The sequence below is a fragment of the Metabacillus niabensis genome, assembly GCF_020524345.1.
Classification (GTDB): domain Bacteria; phylum Bacillota; class Bacilli; order Bacillales; family Bacillaceae; genus Metabacillus; species Metabacillus niabensis_B.
The window spans coordinates 99,165-118,671 of sequence record NZ_JAIVLH010000006.1 but is presented as its reverse complement, the minus strand read 5'-3'; the positions used below and the strand labels follow the sequence as shown (position 1 = coordinate 118,671).

General features: G+C 38.5%; 16 protein-coding genes. 3 read left to right on the top strand and 13 right to left on the bottom strand.

Annotated elements, in window-relative coordinates; genetic code table 11:
• Positions 1 to 24: 24 nt before the first annotated feature.
• From glyA to LC095_RS09420, 5 genes are all read right to left on the bottom strand, one after another.
• A complete protein-coding gene (gene glyA, locus LC095_RS09440; RefSeq protein WP_226527953.1) occupies positions 25 to 1,266 on the bottom strand; it encodes a serine hydroxymethyltransferase in 1,242 nt (413 codons plus the stop codon).
• A 517-nt stretch (positions 1,267 to 1,783) separates the two neighbouring features.
• Positions 1,784 to 2,356, bottom strand: coding sequence for a TIGR01440 family protein (locus LC095_RS09435; RefSeq protein ID WP_226527952.1), 573 nt, complete (start codon positions 2,354 to 2,356; stop codon positions 1,784 to 1,786).
• Positions 2,357 to 2,371: 15 nt separating this feature from the next.
• Positions 2,372 to 2,818, bottom strand: coding sequence for a ribose 5-phosphate isomerase B (gene rpiB, locus LC095_RS09430; protein WP_226527951.1), 447 nt, complete (start codon positions 2,816 to 2,818; stop codon positions 2,372 to 2,374).
• A 36-nt stretch (positions 2,819 to 2,854) separates the two neighbouring features.
• The gene (locus LC095_RS09425; RefSeq protein WP_226527950.1) at positions 2,855 to 4,141 is read right to left on the bottom strand and encodes a methyl-accepting chemotaxis protein; all 1,287 of its coding nucleotides are present in this window, start codon (positions 4,139 to 4,141) and stop codon (positions 2,855 to 2,857) included.
• Positions 4,142 to 4,167: 26 nt separating this feature from the next.
• Positions 4,168 to 4,620, bottom strand: coding sequence for a low molecular weight protein arginine phosphatase (locus LC095_RS09420; RefSeq protein WP_226527949.1), 453 nt, complete (start codon positions 4,618 to 4,620; stop codon positions 4,168 to 4,170).
• A 214-nt stretch (positions 4,621 to 4,834) separates the two neighbouring features.
• Between LC095_RS09420 and LC095_RS09415 the strand changes: the two genes are divergently transcribed.
• Complete coding sequence (locus LC095_RS09415; RefSeq protein WP_226527948.1) at positions 4,835 to 5,773, top strand: CobW family GTP-binding protein; 939 nt, start codon at positions 4,835 to 4,837, stop codon at positions 5,771 to 5,773.
• A 41-nt stretch (positions 5,774 to 5,814) separates the two neighbouring features.
• Here the strand turns inward: LC095_RS09415 and LC095_RS09410 are convergent, their stop codons facing one another.
• The 6 genes from LC095_RS09410 to prfA all read right to left on the bottom strand — a co-directional run bounded on the left by LC095_RS09410 (position 5,815) and on the right by prfA (position 11,184).
• Positions 5,815 to 6,375: a manganese efflux pump MntP family protein gene (locus LC095_RS09410; RefSeq protein ID WP_226527947.1), complete on the bottom strand. Its 561-nt coding sequence runs from the start codon at positions 6,373 to 6,375 to the stop codon at positions 5,815 to 5,817.
• Positions 6,376 to 6,438: 63 nt separating this feature from the next.
• Positions 6,439 to 7,485 (bottom strand): L-threonylcarbamoyladenylate synthase, encoded by a 1,047-nt coding sequence (locus tag LC095_RS09405; RefSeq protein WP_226527946.1) that lies wholly within the window; start codon positions 7,483 to 7,485, stop codon positions 6,439 to 6,441.
• A 220-nt stretch (positions 7,486 to 7,705) separates the two neighbouring features.
• Complete coding sequence (locus tag LC095_RS09400; protein WP_226527945.1) at positions 7,706 to 8,149, bottom strand: GNAT family N-acetyltransferase; 444 nt, start codon at positions 8,147 to 8,149, stop codon at positions 7,706 to 7,708.
• A 264-nt stretch (positions 8,150 to 8,413) separates the two neighbouring features.
• Positions 8,414 to 9,076, bottom strand: a complete 663-nt coding sequence (gene spoIIR, locus LC095_RS09395; RefSeq protein ID WP_226527944.1) for a stage II sporulation protein R — start codon at positions 9,074 to 9,076, stop codon at positions 8,414 to 8,416.
• A 185-nt stretch (positions 9,077 to 9,261) separates the two neighbouring features.
• Positions 9,262 to 10,107 carry a peptide chain release factor N(5)-glutamine methyltransferase gene (prmC, locus tag LC095_RS09390; protein ID WP_226527943.1) on the bottom strand — a complete coding sequence of 282 codons (846 nt, stop codon included), beginning with the start codon at positions 10,105 to 10,107 and terminating at the stop codon, positions 9,262 to 9,264.
• Between the two features lie 6 nt (positions 10,108 to 10,113).
• Positions 10,114 to 11,184 carry a peptide chain release factor 1 gene (gene prfA / locus LC095_RS09385; RefSeq protein ID WP_216775124.1) on the bottom strand — a complete coding sequence of 357 codons (1,071 nt, stop codon included), beginning with the start codon at positions 11,182 to 11,184 and terminating at the stop codon, positions 10,114 to 10,116.
• A gap of 311 nt (positions 11,185 to 11,495) precedes the next feature.
• Between prfA and LC095_RS09380 the strand changes: the two genes are divergently transcribed.
• Together LC095_RS09380 and LC095_RS09375 are read left to right on the top strand one after the other, a co-directional pair.
• Entirely contained in the window at positions 11,496 to 11,882 is a 387-nt protein-coding gene (locus tag LC095_RS09380; protein ID WP_226527942.1) for a VOC family protein, read from the top strand.
• A gap of 140 nt (positions 11,883 to 12,022) precedes the next feature.
• On the top strand, positions 12,023 to 12,526 hold the full coding sequence (locus tag LC095_RS09375; RefSeq protein ID WP_226527941.1) for a MerR family transcriptional regulator: 504 nt from the start codon (positions 12,023 to 12,025) through the stop codon (positions 12,524 to 12,526).
• A gap of 7 nt (positions 12,527 to 12,533) precedes the next feature.
• Here LC095_RS09375 and LC095_RS09370 read toward each other — a convergent pair whose 3' ends face one another.
• A complete protein-coding gene (locus LC095_RS09370; RefSeq protein WP_226527940.1) occupies positions 12,534 to 12,986 on the bottom strand; it encodes a hypothetical protein in 453 nt (150 codons plus the stop codon).
• A gap of 283 nt (positions 12,987 to 13,269) precedes the next feature.
• Positions 13,270 to 19,236 (bottom strand): lamin tail domain-containing protein, encoded by a 5,967-nt coding sequence (locus LC095_RS09365; RefSeq protein WP_226527939.1) that lies wholly within the window; start codon positions 19,234 to 19,236, stop codon positions 13,270 to 13,272.
• Between the last annotated feature and the right edge of the window lie 271 nt (positions 19,237 to 19,507).

The following is a 19,507-nucleotide window of genomic DNA, read 5'->3' as shown; positions in this document are numbered from 1 at the left end:
GAAGTCGGCCTATTTCATTTTATTTTATAAATTGCGGTATAAAGGGAATTTGCTTGTTAAGTCTTCAACGCGTTGTTTTGCTTCAGCAAGTTTTGCTTCGTCTTCATGGTTTTTAAGAGCGAAGGCAATGATGCTTCCGATTTCGTCCATTTCATCAAGACCGAAGCCGCGGCTTGTTACAGCAGCTGTACCGATACGAATACCACTTGTTACGAATGGGCTTTCTGTTTCAAATGGGATTGTATTTTTGTTTACTGTAATACCGATCTCATCTAATACGTGCTCAGCTACTTTACCAGTTAACTGAAGAGAACGAACATCTACCAATAATAAGTGGTTGTCTGTTCCACCAGAAACAAGTGTTAAGCCTTCAGATTGAAGCTTTTCAGCTAAGCGTCTTGCATTATCAATGATGTTTTGTGCATAAGTTTTGAAGCTGTCTTGTAAAGCTTCACCAAAAGATACAGCTTTTGCAGCGATTACGTGCATAAGTGGTCCGCCTTGGATACCAGGGAAGATCGACTTATCGATTTTCTTACCGAATTCTTCTTTACAAAGAATCATTCCTCCACGTGGTCCGCGAAGTGTTTTGTGAGTAGTTGTAGTTACGAAATCTGCATATGGCACAGGATTTTCATGAAGTCCCGCTGCAACTAAGCCTGCGATGTGAGCCATATCTACCATGAAATAAGCTCCTACTTCATCAGCGATTTCACGGAATTTTTTGAAGTCGATTGCTCTTGGATATGCACTTGCACCTGCCACGATTAATTTTGGTTTGTGTGCTAATGCTTTTTCACGCACATCTTCATAATTAATGCGGTGAGTTTCTTCGTCAACACCGTATTCTACGAAGTTGTATTGCACACCACTGAAGTTAACAGGACTACCGTGTGTTAAGTGACCACCATGAGATAAGTTCATTCCAAGAACTGTGTCACCATGCTCAAGGATTGTGAAGTAAACTCCCATGTTTGCTTGTGCACCTGAGTGAGGCTGAACGTTCACATACTCTGCACCGAAAATTTCTTTTGCACGGTCTCTTGCAATGTCTTCTACAACATCGACATGCTCACAACCACCATAGTAGCGACGACCAGGATAACCTTCTGCATATTTGTTTGTTAATACAGAACCTTGAGCTTCCATAACTGCTTCACTAACGAAGTTTTCTGAAGCAATAAGCTCGATTTTTGATTCTTGACGAGTACGTTCTAACTGAATGGCTTCAAATACTTTCACATCTTGTTCTGGTAAATGTTTCATCGTTCGTATCTCCCTTCATATTAACCACATTTTATCTTCGTTTATTTCCATCTTTATTTTACACGCTATAGGGATAGAATGTAAAAGATTTTCTGAAATAATTATGTTTTTTTTAACGTTTTGTGTCGTTTGTCTATTAAAAACCGAATAATGATGTGGATTTTTGTTATTAATATTCGTTTTGGTATGTTGTTCCTTTTTAAATATATACAACCTATTGTCGTTACTTTTTCTTACAATGTCAACTGTAAAGATAGAATATTTTGAGAGTTTTTTGGTTAAGGCCCAAAATTAATATCCCAAGTTAAGAAATTCTTATTCAACTTAAAGGGGATCAGAGGTTTTTGGGTTATTTATCTTCGATTTTTAAGATTTATCAACGATTCTGAGAATTTATCAACGATTATTGCGTTTTATCTTCGATTCTCACTTTTTATCAACGATTAGATAAATTTCGACAATTTCCGACCATCCCTTACTATAAAAAAAGAGCCAACCTAAGTTGACCCCACTACTTTTACCGACAAGATTGATTTTCTTTCGTTTGCTCATATACAGCTCTTACGCCGCCGATTAATTTCGGGCGGGTTTTCGCCATGGTCACATGGGCAGAGCCAATTTGTTTTACTTTGCTTCTTAATGGAACGGCGACATGTTTTAAGTGCATGCCTATAAATGTATCGCCAATGTCAATGCCCGCGTCAGCTTTGATAAACTCAACGACGGTTGGGTTATTCATATGCTGGTAGGCATAGGTTGCCATGGCTCCTCCGGCTTTTCTCACCGGAATAACGGAGACCTCTTCGAAACCATTTGTTTTGGCAGCTTCTCTTTCGATGACAAGAGCGCGATTCAGGTGCTCGCAGCATTGAAAAGCTAGTTCCACTCCTGTTTGCTTCCGAAATTGATCCAATGTTTCAAAAATCATTTCTGCTACTTCTTCTGTTCCGGCTGTACCGATCTTTTCGCCGATGACCTCGCTTGTACTGCAGCCAACTACGAGAATGTCTCCTTCTTGAAGATCGCTTTGAGCCTTAAGATCTGATAAAAGACAAGAGAGATCCTGCATCCAGTTTTGAAGTTTTGTCATGATTTTAACATCCTTTTAGTTGTGTTGTTCTTCATACTTTGAAATTTTTCCAACGCGTGTTGCGTGACGGCCGCCTTGGTATTCTGTTGTTAACCAGATTTTCGCAATATCTCTTGCAAGTCCGGGACCAATAACACGTTCACCCATTGATAAAATATTTGTATCATTATGCTCACGTGTTGCTTGAGCACTAAATGTATCATGGACAAGTGCACAGCGTATGCCTTTTACTTTGTTGGCAGCAATGCTCATACCGATGCCTGTTCCACAAATTAAAATTCCGCGATCAAATTCGCCATTTGCTACCTTTTCCGCTACAGGCAGGGCGTAGTCCGGATAATCGACAGATGTTTCACATTCACAGCCCATATCAACGTACTCAATGTTTAGCTCTTCTAATAAATGAATGATTTCTTTTCTTATATTCACTCCACCGTGGTCTGATGCGATCGCTACTTTCATAATATCCTCCTAAAGGTTTTACCTTTATTCTATCTCTTAAATGACAAAACGATCAATTGTTTTCCTTAATTCTTCTGAACTTTCAGCCAGCTTCTTGCCTAATTCGTTCATACTTTGGATATGATCTGATTGTTCTGTGATTGCTGAAGCAACTTCATGTGCTCCTGCTGATGTTTGTTCAGCAATTGCTGCCACTTCTTCTGATTGTGCACCAGTTTTTTGAAGTGAATTCATTTGCTGGTGAATGAGGTCGCTAATTTGTTTAACCGCTTCAGCCACATCTATAATCGATTGGCCTGATTGATCAAGTAATTCGGCAGATACTTGTCCGTTTTCCGCTTGATTTTTTGCTGTTTCTACTTGATCAGCTATTTGAGTCACAACATTTTGAACTTCTTGTTGAATATTTTCGATAAGCCCTGTGATACCCTGAACAGCTTTTGCACTTTCATCAGCAAGCTTCCTGACTTCATCAGCAACGACAGCAAAGCCCTTACCATGTTCTCCAGCCCGCGCTGCTTCAATTGAAGCATTTAAGGCAAGAAGATTTGTTTGGTTGGCAATATCTCCCACTAGAGAAACGATGCTTGAAACCTCATTGGCATGCTGTTCTAAGCGGCGTACAGCTGTCATGGATTTTTCATTTTCAATCGCTAATGTTTGGATTCCCTCAATCAATCCTTCATAAACTTCTTTACTTTCATGTAATGAAGTCACCATTTCTTTTGACAATTGTTCAGATGAAGCGGCTTTGCCTTCAACTTGTGAAGCGAATTCAATGATGTCTTCAACCGAAGTAGCCGTTTCTTGAATGGCTACTGCGGACTGATCAGCTCCACGCGAAATTTCCTGGACGGTAATTAAAATCTCATCCGCCTGCTTTGATGCTCTGCTTGATGCATTGGCTATTTGACTAACTTGATCATTTGTTGTTTGAAAATTAGCCTCGATACTGTGCACCATATTACGCATATTATGAAGCATTTCGTTAAATGCAATGCTTAATCCTCTAATTTCATCATCACTATTTGTAACAGGTACATCTTCTTCAATATGGCCTTTTGCTGCTTTATAAGCGGCAGTTTCAAGTTTTTTGAGCGCTCTAGTAATAAATCCTGATCCAAAATAAGCCAAAACCCCTGACCAAAAGATTCCCATCAACAGTGTAATAAGAGTAAAGATAGCAGGTGATACAATATGATCAACGTATTCCACGATAAAAGATATGAAAATGGCACTTGTTGAGTACGTAATCACAGCAAGTATTGTGACTAATAAAACTAGCTTCATGCGCAAGCTAAACTTGTACTTTTTGTCTTCCATGACGATTTCTCCTCCAAAGGGTTGAGTCAATTCTCTAGTTTTACAATAAGCTTTTCAATTAATTTTTCTAAATCAGTTAAGGTTTTGCGATACATTGGCAGCGGACCACCGAATGGATCTGTGATATCTTGTGTGACTCCTTCTTCAGGATCTGACACATATTCTGTAAGTGTATAGGTTTTTCGACCTACATGGGGATAATAGTCAATGACCGATTGCTTGTGCTGATTTGTCATCGTTAAAATAATTGTTGCCCAATCAGCGAGCTCTGCTGTTAAACCAGAGGACTGATGATTACTTGAAATTCCTTTTTCCCTCAAGGCTTCAACAGCATTCGGAGAGGCCTGATACCCATCAACAGCAAAAACCCCCGCTGACTTCACTTGAATATGATCAGAGCTTTTTCCATGCTTCAATAATGCCTCCGCCATCGGACTTCTACACGTATTTCCCGTACAAACAAATAGTACGTTCGTCATATAAAAACACTCCTTTTTTCTATTATAATCAAAAATTGTGTCGGAAAGTAGTCTTATGAAACGTGAAAATAACAAATATGTGTGAAGGGTCTAAATAAGCGTTTGTTGTAAAGGTTTTGTGAACATTTCTGTTATTTGTTGATGAATGTCTATGAATCACATATGATGATAGTAAATAAATCGTAATGTTTCTTATTTAAAGCGAGGGATAAAGATGAACAAGCCTATAAAGGTCTATCTATTAAGTGGATTTTTAGGAAGTGGAAAAACAACCGTCTTAAAGAGAATGGTAAAGGAATTCAAAACCAGGAATATGAAGCTAGGAATTATTCTTAACGAACTTGGTGATACGAATGTGGAGCAACACTTATTTGAAGATGAAAGAGCCTATGAATTGTTAAATGGATGTATTTGCTGTTCTATTCAGGATGATCTAAAAACAACACTTAATCAATTTGTCCAAAGTCCTGTTGATGTACTTTTAATTGAAGGAACCGGTGTTGCCAATCCGCAGGAAATTATTGATGCCCTTTCAAGCCCCGACTATATTGATTCCTTTTCCCTTACGTCTTTGATTAGCATTGTGGATGCCAGTCATTTTCTCGATTATCATAGTATTTTTTCAAGCTCAAAGGAAATTCGTCAGTTACTTAAAGAGCAAATTTCCCATGCTTCATTACTTATCGTTAATAAAACAGATCTTGTTTCATCTAAAAAGCTGGAAAAAGTAATGACAAAGATAAACGAAATGGCTAGTGATCAGGCAAAAATTATTTTGTCAGAGTATGGGGAGGTTTCGTTCGACGAATTACTGGCAGTCAGAATCAAAACGATCGACTTATTCAGTTCTAACCGTTCGAATGATCTGCCACACCACACCATAAAAGCAATTAAAATAGAGGACATTCCTTCTATTAATAAAAAGACATTTGTCTCTTGGTTAAAAGAATTACCGAAGGACGTTATTCGCGGAAAAGGATTTGTGCGTTTTCATGATGACCCTTCCCTTTATTCATTTCAATTCGCATCTAAGAACGTTTATTTCGAGAAAGTGGATGGCTCTGCAACAGAAACGCCCATTATTATTTTGATTGGCAACCACCTGGATCCGAGTACAATTCGTTCTTCTTTTGACTATGCACTTTACGTGTAAACTAAAAAAGAGACTGCCCCAAACAGTCTCTTTCAAATCTATTAAAATGGCAAAAGGAGCTTAATCCCGAATGCCAGTAGAATACTGCCACCTAATGCTTCACTATAAGACCCTAGCCAATTTTGAACCCGCTTTCCGATTAAAAGCCCCAACCATGTCAACACCATACTAACTAGTCCAAAGATCGCAACAGTGAGAAATGTTTTTGCTCCATATATCCCTAAACTTAATCCGACTGAAAAACTATCTAAACTGACACTTAACGCAAACACAATGAGGCCGAAACCTACCGGTGTAATAAAGGGATCTTCATCTTTTTTAAAGGAAGCAACCACCATCTGAATCCCTAATAAAATAAGAAGTGTACCACCTAATAGTGTTGCAATTGTGCCAAAGGTGTCACTTAACAGCCTCCCGATTAATATTCCCACTAATGGCATCCAGATATGGAAAATGCCAATTGTGATCCCTATGTAAAAAATCTGTCTAATTCTTAACCTAATTAAGCCCATTCCAAGGCCGACCGAAAATGCGTCCATTCCTAGAGCTAGTGCCATAATTAGTAAAGTTAGAAGTTCTCCCGCCATTGATTCTATACTCATGTTCCCCCTCCTCGGACACGCCTAATTCACTTTATGCGTGTCCGAAGACGAATAGAACATTGATTATTTTTCCACGATCACTTGGTTACCCGCCGCCTTTAACAGCCTGTTCATGATTGCTGTGCCAACTCCACCCTGTGGAAAACTTTCACTTATGATAAGGTCTACATCTTCTTGGTCAAACTGTCTTAGCACATCATACAACTTAGCTGCCACCGTTTGAAGGTCTGAACGATTACCGCATGAAACTACTTTCGATGCGCGATAATCATTTTCTGCTTCTTCTGTTGTAAGAACACCCACCTTTTTGCCTTCTTTTTCATACTGATCGATCTGTTGTTGAATAAAGCGATGACTTCCGTCCACAACGATAACTGGCGCATTTGGCGCATAATGGGTATACTTCATTCCCGGTGATTTAGGTGCATGACCTTCCTCAACTAATGCCTGATCTACATGAACCTCTCCAACAATTTCCTCCATTTGTTCCTTTGTCACTCCACCCGGACGAAGAATTGTTGGGATCTTTGTTGTGCAATCAATAACCGTTGATTCCACCCCGACTCCTGTTGAACCTCCATCAATAATACCACTTATGCGCCCCTGAAGGTCATGGTATACATGTGAAGCCTGTGTTGGACTCGGTTTTCCAGAGCGATTTGCACTAGGTGCCGCTACAGGTACATTGGCTTCTTTTAAAAGTGCAAGGGCAATCGGATGATCCGGCATTCGAACACCAACAGTATCAAGCCCTGCTGTCACTAAATCTGATAATTGTTCACCCTTTTTCTTTAAAACAAGTGTTAACGGACCCGGCCAAAAATGATTGATTAAGGCTATTGCATACTCTGGTATATCTTCAACAAATTCGTCAAGCTGCTCCTGTGAAGCAATGTGGACAATCAGTGGATTATCACTTGGGCGTCCCTTTGCCTCAAAGATTTTACGTACAGCTTCATCTGAAAAAGCATTTGCTCCCAGGCCATAAACCGTTTCTGTTGGAAAAGCGACAACTTCATTATCTTTTAGTTTAGCTGCTGCCTGTGTAATATGTGGATAACTAGTGGATAAGTTGGTAAGATCATCCACAGTCCAAAGTGTAGTTTTCATACCTTCAAAACTCCTTATATTCCGTTCAATTAACTAATATACTAGATGGTTAACTCTTGAAAGTATAAAAGAAGAAGCTACAGAAAACAAGCCTTATCCACAAAATGTGGATAAGGCATTATTTTTTGTGGATAACTTTGTTAATAAGTGAAACTTCTAACAATTGAAGTTTTCTGGAGCTTTGCGGGCAGTTGCCTCTTAAGTGTGGGATAAGTGGATTTTATGATGATTTAATCATTACTTTTGCATTCGGGTCCTCTAGTGAATCTTTCATATGGTTAATTGTCAGCATGTCAGCAGGTATTAAATCCGGGTTTAGCTTTTGAAAACCCATGAAAGATAAAAACTGTACAGATGCTTCTTTATTCGTAACTAAAAATAAATTTGTAATTCCCCGTTTTTCAGCCAACGTTTGAATGCTTTGAAATAGTGTCACGATATGAGCCTGCTTAAGCTTGTCCGACACCACAAGGGAACGCAACAGCCCTGTGTTTTTCACAGGCTCTACTCCAATACATGCAACAATTTCTTTATCCCCATTTTCCATTAACACGAAATAATCTATTAAATCAGCAATTCCTTCTGAACTGATTCCCGCTTTTTCCACAAACATTGTTAATCGTTCAATATCCTGATTTTCTGCTATTTTTAATTGATAAAACATGTTTTCACCTCATTTTGTTTTTTCCTACTTCAACTCTATGAGGTGAATACTAGATTTATTCTCTAAATTTCTCGAAAATCTGGTACAAACTAGTTATATGGTTTTTGTGATGGATGGTTTATTTTCGATTTTTCTGCTTTATTGACGGTTTTTAAGAATTTATTTTCGATTCTCAAGATTTATTTCCTATTTGTCAATTTCCGACAAACATCGACTCCATTAGATGCCTCCAAACAATAAAAGGCGAGGGAACCCCTCACCTTTTTAAGAAAACAATCCCTCGAACCATTCAACTAAGAAGAATTTTACTTCTACTTCTTCTTTCTCTTCTTCTTCATCCACTACTAAAGACGTTAGTTTTTCATTTGTTTTTTCTTGATCATTTGTTGTTTCTGTTTCTTCTGCTTGGACAGCTTCCCCGTTTGAAAAGTCTAAGAAACAAAGCGGCGGGAATAGGACACACCACCAGTTGGCACCTCTTGCTTCGCCAAGACTGATTAAGATCGCATTATATTCACCAGCAGGATAGATATAGCTTCCATAAAGTTTAGTTGGAAAGTTAACATTGTGATCAAATTCAACAGAATAGGATTGTTGCATGTTTTCTTGTTCTAGCACATCTTCAACAATGGCTTCGATTTCAGGCAGTCTTGATTGAATCAGTTCTTCTGCTGCTTCAACTGACGTTAATTTTTCTACCCATGTTGTGATTTCTTTATTCACTTCGTCACGTACTTTTCGTTTTAATGCTTGGTCTTCATCAGAATCGCTGTTTGCTAGAATTCGTAAGCGGATGGCTTCATCCGGTATGACAACCGGTTCCTGCGAGCTTGCAGTTGTTGTGACAGGCTCCTTGTATACACTAGTAATTGCTCCTACGAATAAGATAAAGATATATATGAGTACTAATTGATTTTGTTTTTTCATGTCTCTCACGCTCCCTTGGTAGACAGTATGGACAGCGTGAGAAATTCTTAAACTATATATTTTAAAAAATAGTTTGATAGATTAGAAAGTTTCTCAAATTAGTATGGTGCTGGTTGACTTCCACTCCAGTTAAAGACCTAGTTATTAATATAAATACTACAAAAAGAGCAGGGAATCCCCTACTCTTATTTTGTAGCAAAAACCATGCGATCCTTACCATTTATATCATAAACAACTTCTACCTTTCCATCAGGTAAGGCTTGTTCTAAGAGACTTTTCACATCTTCCCCTTGACCTGCACCGATTTCAAAAGCAATGAGTGCCCGGTCGCTCAATAGGCTCTTCATGTCATTGATCAGCCTCCGATAAAAGCCCAAGCCATCTTCTCCACCTGCAAGTGCCCGCATTGGTTCATGATCTTTTACAACTGGTGAAAGTGTTTCGATTTCCCAGTCTGGAATATATGGTGGATTTGACACTAAGAGATCAATTTTCTGTGTAACAGGTTCAAGGAGATCACCATGTAGCCATTGTACGCTTGCCCCTAAGTTCTCAGCATTCTCTTTTGCCACTGCGATTGATTCTGCGGCAATATCAACAGCCGACACTTTGAACCTGGCATTTTCTAACGCCAATGTAATCGCAATAGCTCCGCTTCCTGTTCCAATATCGACCACATGCAATGTATTAGCACCAGGAAAATGGACAGATGCTCTGTCTAAAATTCCTTCTACTAGCTCCTCAGTTTCCGGTCTTGGAATGAGCACTTCCTTATTCACGAAAAACTTTCTTCCATAGAATTCTTCATGTCCGATCAAATACTGGACAGGCTGACCTTCAGCATGTTTTTTTACATCAGATGTAAATACTTGGATCTGCTCATCTGAGAGGACCATTCTCAAATTGGACAGCAATGTTGCCCGCTCCATCTGCAAATGGTGACGAAGCAACAATTCTCCAGCATTTTCATCTCTGCCTGCTTCCTTTAAAAAAGAAGAAGCCCAGTTGAGGGCTTCGTATACAAATTTCATTTGATTTTAATCTTCCGCTGCTTGAAGGCGGCTTGATTGGTCCTCAACGATTAGTGCATCCACTACTTCATCAAGCTTACCTTCTAAAATTTGATCAAGCTTTTGAATCGTTAGGCCGATTCGGTGATCTGTCACACGGTTTTGCGGGAAGTTATAGGTTCTGATACGCTCTGAACGGTCACCTGTACCTACCGCAAGCTTACGGTTTTGATCGTATTCAGCTTGTGCTTCTTGTTGGAATTTATCATAGACACGTGCACGAAGAACTTTCATCGCTTTTTCTTTGTTTTTGATTTGGGATTTTTCATCCTGACACGATACAACTGTATTAGTCGGTAAATGTGTTAAACGAACAGCTGACATTGTTGTATTAACACTTTGTCCCCCTGGACCACTTGAAGCAAATGTATCAACACGAATATCTTTTTCATGGATTTCTACTTCTACTTCTTCTGCTTCAGGTAAAACAGCTACTGTTGCCGTTGATGTATGGATACGGCCGCCGGATTCTGTTTCCGGAACACGTTGTACACGGTGGGCACCATTTTCAAACTTTAATTTTGAGTATGCACCTTTCCCGTTGATCATAAAGATGATTTCTTTATAACCGCCAGTACCAGTTGCGTTCGCTTCCATAACTTCTGTTTTCCAGCCTTGCATTTCAGCAAAACGGCTGTACATACGATATAAATCAGACGCAAATAATGCAGCTTCATCTCCACCTGCTGCACCGCGGATCTCCATAATAACGTTTTTATCATCATTCGGATCTTTTGGTACAAGTAAAAGCTTCAGACGAGCTGTTAATTCTTCTTCACGTTCTTCTAATTCGGAAAGCTCTTCCTTTGCCATTTCACGCATTTCAGCATCAAGCTTCTCTTCAAGCATTGATTTTGTATCTGAAATTTGTTCGCGGACTTCTTTATATTCACGGTAAGCTTCCACAGTTTCCTGCAAATCTGATTGTTCTTTTGAATATTCACGCAGCTTTTTTGAATCGCTAATGATATCCGGATCCATTAAAAGCTGATTTAACTTTTCATAACGGTCTTCTACCGATTGTAAACGATCTAACATACATGTTCACCTCAATTTTCATGCATAACGTTATAATTATAGTATAGGTCACAAGAAGCGTCAAAAGCAAATTGCGCCAGGACTCTTTAAACGATAAACTTTGTTGTTCTTAATTAGTGTTGTGTCGGTTGATTTCCGCTACAGGTTGCTCGCTCTCCGCGGGGTGGACGGTGAGCTTCCCGCGGGAGTCTCGCACCTTTCGCTCCAATCAGCCTAAATAGTTTTGTTTAAGACAACAATCTATTTAAAAAAGTCATATAATATATTGTAAGGAAAAAAACTCCATTATTATCGAAAGAGGGATTCCACTTATGAAACTCAACAAAATCCATCACGTCGCTATCATAAGCTCTAATTATAAAACGTCTAAAAAATTTTATACAGAAGTACTTGGCCTTAAGATTCTTTCTGAAGTTTATCGTGAGGAACGCCAGTCGTACAAGCTTGATTTAATGGTTAATGATCTTTACCAAATTGAACTTTTTTCATTTCCGAATCCTCCCAGCCGTCCAACACAGCCTGAAGCTGCCGGATTGCGACATCTTGCTTTTGAAGTAGACAATATAAGTGAGGCTGTTCAAGAGCTGATTGAAAAAGGAATTCATGTAGAAGAGATTCGAATTGATCCAATTACAAATAAAAAGTTTACTTTTTTTCAGGATCCGGACGGTTTACCTTTGGAATTGTATGAAGCCTGATCCATCGACAAACTTATTACACAATATGTAAAACTCCCACTTTCTTTGCCGAATTCGTTCTTGTTTTGTCTAACGTGAAGGGAACTGACGCAAAACGTAGAAATTCTAGTTTTGTACGTAAAATCAAGGGAGGAATGCAAATGAGTACAGCTGCTGTTGCAAAGTCACTTGGTGTTTCCAGAAGAACGTTAATGAGATGGGTTGATCAGTTGGATTTACAGCTTGAGAAAAATGAACTAGGACATTATCAATTTTCGGATGAAGATATAGAGAAAATAAAACAAATGCAGGAAAATCCAGAATCAACTTCACCACGACCCAAAGAACAACCTCGAAAAGGAATTGTCATGACTGCATCAGTTGATGAGGATAAAACAGGTGAGCTAACGAATCGAATGGAGGAATTAGAGCGAAAACTTCAAACAAAAGCAGATGATGTTGTTTCCTATCAACTTCTTCAACATCGAAAAGAAATGGAAGAGTTAATCGGAACGATCAACAAGCTTGAACATAGAATTGAAGAGCTTGAAAGTGCACAAAAAAGACCAGAATTCTCTAAGGATCCTGCACTTGTTTTTGACCAAGGACAAGCATCCAAAAAACCTCGCAGAAAAGGTCTCATCAGCTCCATTTTAGGCTTTTAGGGGCATCTTAACGCCCCTCACTGTTTTTTTCCTTCAAATTTACATCAATACGATATCTCGGTAATGCCGTAATCATATTATCATGAACTTCTTTTTCTTTTTTCTTCATTTCGTCTGCATTAAGCTTTTCTGTTGTAAAGACATTTACATGGATGGTATCACCATTAATTATCACTCGTCCTAATGATAATGTCTTATCGTTCCGAATGGCTTCTTCTAGTTTATTCTGATCATTCCCTTGATCAGGTCTTGATTCTGTTAAATCCAGAAAATTAGGACCTGGATTTTCCGTAAACTGTTCATCCTCATCTGATTCAATTTCCTCATAATCACCATACCCTGTTTTCATTAATCTCGAACCGTTTTTATCCTCTGCCTGAGGCTCATATCCGTCACGAGCTTGAAGTTGGCAACCTGATAAACATAGGGAAACAACCATTAAAATAAGTACTTTTCTCATATTCAAACACCTCCTATATGTAGGTTGTCCGAATTGGTTTTTTTTCATGATTTTTTATTCATGCTAAAAGAAACCCCACTCACTTTGTGAAATTTAGGTAAAAATCAATAATAAACTGGGTACCTTTCTTCTACTAAAGGAGGCGTTGAACAATAGAGAGTATTTTATTATGGTAAATTGGGTCAATTGTTGTACAAAAAAGGATAGATGAATACAGGGATGTCAGTCCTGTTCATCTATCCTCTCTTTTGCCTGTGACATTATATTTGTCTATTTAATTTTATTATCCTTTAAGAGCTGATTTATTTTTCCTAAGGATGAATAATAGTATACCGCCTAGAGCAATAACCAGCGCTCCAATGATTAAGATATTAAACATATTTGTCGCTGTGTCCGGTAATGGCAACAGACTATTTTGTGACTGGTCATTTCTGTCTGGTGATTCTTTATCTTCTCCATTATCCGGTTTTTGATCTTCTTTACCTGGGTCTTGGTCTCCATTACCACGATCTTGATCTCCACCATCTGGTTTTTGATCTCCATCTCCTGGATGTTGGTTTCCGTCACCTGGGGCTTGATCTCCGTCTCCTGGATCTTGATCTCCGTCTCCAGGATCTGGCCCGTCACCCGGCTCTGTTGCTTCACCTTTCGTGAATGTCCATATGTCAGAAGCAGTTTTTCCTGTAAACTTATCCTCTGCTACTGCATACCAGGAGTACGTGTTATTTTCAGTTAATCCAGTCCATTTTACTTGAGCTGTTTCACCGCTTAAGATATTTTCTTGTTTTCCAATTTCTTTGTCAGTTTTAACGGTAACACTAAAATAATCTGTTGCTACGCGTTTTTCCTTTACTTGAAGGTCAAGGTCCATGATAAACTCGTCTTTACCTGGATATTCTTCAGGCTCATAGAAGTTATAATCATCCAAGTATGGAGAGTACGTATTTACAAAGACACGGTTATTGTCCTGATCAAAGTGAAGCAGTTTCATATATCCTTGCCCACCTTCAGGACCACCTTGATAATCTCCAAGCATTTGATAGACTTCACGGTCCGGCTGTCCATCACCATCGTCATCGATTTCACTGATCAGCGTTTCAGAGTCATGATAGTGACCACTCAACACAGCAACCACATTTTCATTTGGTTCAACAACTGCTTCGTAAATTTTGTCTCCAATCGGACTTCTATTTCCGGAAACTAATAGGTATTCGTGGAAACTGAGGATCGCTGTTCGATCTGGATATTGTGCTAAAACATCATTGATCCAATTTAAATCCTCGTCTTGTACACCCCATCCCATGTAAACCATAATGAAATCATTACCGTTTGCTGAAATCAGGTCATAATGTCCCCGATTATTTTTATAGCTGCCACCATAATAGTCTTTGTCTTTAAAACGATCTTCACCAAATCGGTTGTAATATTCTGTGTAATCATTTGATAACTGGTCAACATCATGATTTCCAGCTAATACACCGTATGGAACATTATTTCGATCTAGTACACCCATGTATTCATCAGCATGAATCCATTCTTGTTCTTGACCAAAGTTATCAACTAAATCGCCTGTGTGGAAGACATATTCAATTTTTAGTTCTTCCTGTTTTTCGGCAATCCAATTTGTTTGTCTTTCGAAAATATAAGGATAGCTTTCTGCATAATACTGTGTGTCAGACATCCAAACAAATGTGTAGTCGTATTCTTCCGGACTGCTTGGGATTTCGTCCTGTATCAACACATTGATCTTGGAGTCTTTCACATATGTTGCCACTTCAACTGTGCTCTTTAGTTCAAAATCCTCTGCACCGGCAATTTTATACGTAAGTAATGTCCAATCATTTTCCTCGTGGTTCCAAGCGTACATAGACACTTTTCTACCTTCTAGTGATTGACCGCTCCATGAGAGCTCAACTGTATCCGTCTCACTTACTGATGAGTCAAGCACGACATCAAAGCGATGATATGGGAATTGTTCACTTGAATCAGTGATTAAATATTCGCCATCTTTTTCAGAAACTAAAGTAAGATCCTCCTGAGTAAGAGCTTCTTCACCTTCCGGATTCATCGTTTGAGGCGGCTCTGTATCTGTTGCGTTTTTGAATGCCTTTACGCTTTCTGTGTTGGCTGCATCATATTTATAGCCTTCATAGAAGGTTACATTAAGATCATCACCTGTTGGATCTGTTACTTTCACCTTAAGTGTTGGATCTCCAGCAACAGGCTCTGAACTGTTATCAGCAGGTGAAATCAATTCAGGTTTATTAGGATTTTCATTTGTTACTGAGAATTGAACAACCTTTTCAGTTTTATTTCCAACTTTGTCTTCTGCCACAATCGTGACAGTATGTGCACCTGGTTCAAGTTGTGAAGAAGCTGTTTGATAAGGAACTTCAATTTGCTTTCCATCCAGCATCACCTTTACTGAATGAACTCCTGCAATTTCATCAGTAACTGTTGGATCAATTGTAAATTCACCCTTATATTCTTTTCCTTCTTCTAATCTTGTTTCAACTGTTGGTGCCGTATTATCGACTAATACAGAAGTTGAAACTGTATCATTCGAGTCTTTAGCTTCAATTGTGTGCTCACCATCATCAACAGTCGTTGTGTCCCAATTATAAGTTTGTGCTGTTGCATGTTCTTCTGTAATCGTAAAGGTAAAGTCTTCGAATGGACGGAATGTACCGTCATCACCCATGTCATATACCCTTGAAGGATCATTTTTATTTGGATCTGTAATCACAGTACCATCTGCTAAAATGAGGCGAACATTTCGCAGGCTGTAATCATCGCGATTTTCTTCATCTTCTTCCAATTGAAATGGTGATGCTTTATTTCCTGCACGAACGGTTAAGACATTTTCTCCCACCTGCAATCGGTCGGGATCAACCGGAATCGTAAATGTTTTCCAATGGGATAACAATTCCTTGTCCATTAGAAAAAGAATATCCTCACCCATTGTGACAGCATTTTGAAAATACGTATTAAGACCATTCACTTCGAGAGCAAGATAAGCCTCATTTTCTAAAGAATGATACGTATTTCCTTTAAGCTCTTCACCATCAACCGTGATGGCAACGTTCGTTGCTGCTTCATCTTTTGAAGTTGCCTTGATAATTTCCTTACCGGAGACCACATCTTTTTCTTTCACATTTAATCGCAGATCAGAGTTATCAACATCATTATTTATTGTAATTTTAAACGTATCACTGCGAACCTCATTTACTCCATCAGAAACCGCAAAGAAATATTCCACATATTCTTTTCCAATTAAATCTGAAGCATAAATCATATTTTTGTATAAATGAGACTCTGAATCAAGCGCTAATAACGTTTCATTAAACACATCTTGATCGTTTGTACGATAGAATAGACGAACTGATTTTACCTCTACATTATCGGAAGCTGCAGCTGCAATTTCAATATCTTCCGTTTGCTCTACTTCTGTCACAGCTGTTTTATTTTCAATCGTTGGAGCAATTGTATCTTTTTCAATATGAACCGGCTGTTTTGGTACTTGGAAGCCTTCTACTGAACCAGGAGTTGCATCTTCTACTCCAGCACTTACTTTAATTGCCTGTTTTGATCCGTCTTCTGGATACTTATAAAGAATGCCTTTATCCGGAACCGTATCATCAACATTTGCTACATCATTATAGTAAGAAACTGTTATTTCCTCTTTTGTATTTGTCGCTACGACAAGTCCTCTTGCACTTCCATTTGCCATTCCATCACTGTGAATTTTTACAATGTTTTTGTTTTCAACAAGATTTGTGCCAAAATGTGCGTTAAAATCCGCAACAGTTTTCTCTCCATTTTGACCATTAATAATCCAGAAAACGAGTGTTTCTTGGGCAGGAATGACAGCATCATCTGGTATGGATGGCCATACCACATCACTTGCCGGATCTGTACCGTAGCGATATTGAACCTTGTAATCTTTAAAGCTAAGATCTTGATCTGTATTATTGTAAACTTCAATAAACTCATATCCATCTGCAGATCCTACATTTGCAGTGTCAGGAACAATTTCCGTTACAAGAAAGGCAGGAATTTTTGTATAGTCTACATCTTCTTTCTTTATTTTAATTTCGTATTCTTCCGTTTTAACCGTATTTATTCCATCAGAAGCTTCAATATAATAGATAATGTTAGCGTCCACGTTTGTACCAATGATTTCAGTTGTATAGCTTGCCGAATCACTGCTGGCATTCATTGCTAAAGAAGTGAAGTTTTGTTCACCTTCTTTTTTATAGTACAAAGTAGCAAAAGGAACAGCCATATTGTCAACTACATCCGCTTGAATCGTAATCGGTGAAAATGCATCACTTTCTGCAATTGGCGTATGTGTAATCACCGGTGCTTCAGCATCCTCCGGAATTTCATCTAACTCGACCGGTTTTGTTGGAACCTGAGTTTGTTCTACCGTTCCTGGAGTTGGAGCAGCAAGTGTTTCTAGCTTCGCCATTTCCGAGCCTGAACTTGGGAATAGATACTGAATGACAGCACCTGTATTATCATTCTCTGTTCCTAAATAGCTTGCAGATATGATCTCTGTATTTGTATTGTCTTTGATAACGATGGCACGATTTCCACCATTTGCAAAGCCCGGGAATACATCTTTAAATTCAACAACATTTTCGCTGGATAGATTTAATCCAAAGTTTTGATTAAATTCTTCTAAACCACGATCTCCATTATTGAACCAGAATACAAGTGTTTGCTGTGGTTCAATCGTTGTAGCAGGCACTTGGAAAGTCACTTCTTTTCCACTATCTGTGTACTTATAAACAAAAGAATAGTTTGTGAGAGAAAGTGATTGGTTACTATTATTATAGAGTTCAAAATACTCGTAGTAATCTGTTCCGCCACCTGCTGAGTTCGGTGAAAGTTCGGTAATCAGTAATGGACGATCACTATATGTTTCTTCAGGTACCTCTATCTTGACTTGATATTCTTCTGTTTTAGAAGAATTGATTCCATCTGTTGCTTCAATATAATATATTAAGTCAGACTGTACACTTGCTGCTGGAATTTCTGCTGAAAAACTTGTGCCATCTTCACTATCAGTATTCATTTTGATCGATTGAAAATTCGCTTCATCTTTAAGTTTATAATAAAGAGTGGCAGAAGCTACGGATTCATTATCTGTTATCGAAGCATTCACTTTTACAGTGTTAAGCGCTTTCGACTCTGTTACAGCTGTATGAGTAATGACCGGAGCTTCAGAGTCTAAAGGAACCTCTTCTATTTCAACCGGCTGTGCAGGTACTTGAACAGCCTCAATCGTTCCAGGTGTAGGCTCTGCTAACACTTGAAGCTTGTCCATAATAGGTTGACCAGGTGCATACTTGTACTGCACAACTTTTCCTTCATTATCTGTTTCATCTGGTAAGTAGGCCGCAGCTACAATGCCCTTTCCTTCTTTATCCTTGATGACAGCAGCGCGGTTTCCACCGTTTGCAAAACCGGGAAATACGTCTTTATATTCAACAACCTGATCTTTTGTCAATTCTAAACCGTAATGATTGTTGAAATCCTCAAGAGTTAGTCCGTTGTTATTAAACCAAAAAACAAGTGTTTCCTGCGGTTCCATTGTTGTAGCAGGCACTTTGAACTCTACTTCTTTTCCACTATCGGTATAATGATAAATAAAAGCATAGTCTGTTAATGGTAATGTTTGATTTGTGTTGTTATATACTTCGAAATACTCAAAGTTGTCTGTTCCCTTTGAATTTGGTGAGATTTCTGTGATGAGTAAAGGGGCGTTCAGGTTAAAATCTTCTTCAACAAGCTCAGTCTTGTCGGCTTCTTGTTCCTCTGTTTCTGCAGTTTGCAGATCTTCTTTTTGTTCTGTAGATGTTTCTACTTGTGAAGTTGTCTCTTGTTGATTAGTAGTGGCAGGATCTTTTTGAAGTTCTTCTTCATATCGAGAAGCCGGTTCTTCAGTAGATTCCTCTGTTTTTGGCTGTTGTTCTGCTTCTTGGACAGCCTTCTCATCTTCTTCGTTTCCTTCTTTACTTACGGTTGTCTCTTCTTGTTGGGACTCATTGGTTTCTTTATTAGTTTCTTGTTCTGCTGTTGTTTCAGCTTGTTCCGATACATTTGTATTTGTATCCTCAACAGGCTTTTCAGTTTGAATGGCTTTTACAGGAATGACTGAAACAAAATTAGATAGCACAATGACTGCCATACAAATAAATAAAAATAATTTCTTCAACCTTTTCCTACCGATTCGTTTCCCCATAGCTTCCTCCCTCTAATATGTAGTCGTCATTGTCAATACTAATCGAAATTTGTAAAACTAATTTTAATGTAATGTAAAGGTTTTTAAACATTTCGATAAAGTACTGTTAATTTTGTAAACGCTTATTTACAATTTTATTAAAGAGAGGAAAACACACTTAGAGGAGATGTATATATACCAAGGTATGATTCAATTTCTAGGATTCTCTATTCTACTTCATCTATTTACATAATTTTTACATCACTCTTACAAATTTACAGAAGATGCGACA

Excerpts from the sequence above, each read along its gene's own strand:
- glyA (WP_226527953.1), bottom strand. The coding sequence starts at position 1,266 with ATGAAACATTTACCAGAACAAGATGTGAAAGTATTTGAAGCCATTCAG.
- LC095_RS09435 (WP_226527952.1), bottom strand. The coding sequence starts at position 2,356 with ATGACAAAACTTCAAAACTGGATGCAGGATCTCTCTTGTCTTTTATCA.
- rpiB (WP_226527951.1), bottom strand. The coding sequence starts at position 2,818 with ATGAAAGTAGCGATCGCATCAGACCACGGTGGAGTGAATATAAGAAAA.
- LC095_RS09425 (WP_226527950.1), bottom strand. The coding sequence starts at position 4,141 with ATGGAAGACAAAAAGTACAAGTTTAGCTTGCGCATGAAGCTAGTTTTA.
- LC095_RS09420 (WP_226527949.1), bottom strand. The coding sequence starts at position 4,620 with ATGACGAACGTACTATTTGTTTGTACGGGAAATACGTGTAGAAGTCCG.
- LC095_RS09415 (WP_226527948.1), top strand. The coding sequence starts at position 4,835 with ATGAACAAGCCTATAAAGGTCTATCTATTAAGTGGATTTTTAGGAAGT.
- LC095_RS09410 (WP_226527947.1), bottom strand. The coding sequence starts at position 6,375 with ATGAGTATAGAATCAATGGCGGGAGAACTTCTAACTTTACTAATTATG.
- LC095_RS09405 (WP_226527946.1), bottom strand. The coding sequence starts at position 7,485 with ATGAAAACTACACTTTGGACTGTGGATGATCTTACCAACTTATCCACT.
- LC095_RS09400 (WP_226527945.1), bottom strand. The coding sequence starts at position 8,149 with ATGTTTTATCAATTAAAAATAGCAGAAAATCAGGATATTGAACGATTA.
- spoIIR (WP_226527944.1), bottom strand. The coding sequence starts at position 9,076 with ATGAAAAAACAAAATCAATTAGTACTCATATATATCTTTATCTTATTC.
- prmC (WP_226527943.1), bottom strand. The coding sequence starts at position 10,107 with ATGAAATTTGTATACGAAGCCCTCAACTGGGCTTCTTCTTTTTTAAAG.
- prfA (WP_216775124.1), bottom strand. The coding sequence starts at position 11,184 with ATGTTAGATCGTTTACAATCGGTAGAAGACCGTTATGAAAAGTTAAAT.
- LC095_RS09380 (WP_226527942.1), top strand. The coding sequence starts at position 11,496 with ATGAAACTCAACAAAATCCATCACGTCGCTATCATAAGCTCTAATTAT.
- LC095_RS09375 (WP_226527941.1), top strand. The coding sequence starts at position 12,023 with ATGAGTACAGCTGCTGTTGCAAAGTCACTTGGTGTTTCCAGAAGAACG.
- LC095_RS09370 (WP_226527940.1), bottom strand. The coding sequence starts at position 12,986 with ATGAGAAAAGTACTTATTTTAATGGTTGTTTCCCTATGTTTATCAGGT.
- LC095_RS09365 (WP_226527939.1), bottom strand. The coding sequence starts at position 19,236 with ATGGGGAAACGAATCGGTAGGAAAAGGTTGAAGAAATTATTTTTATTT.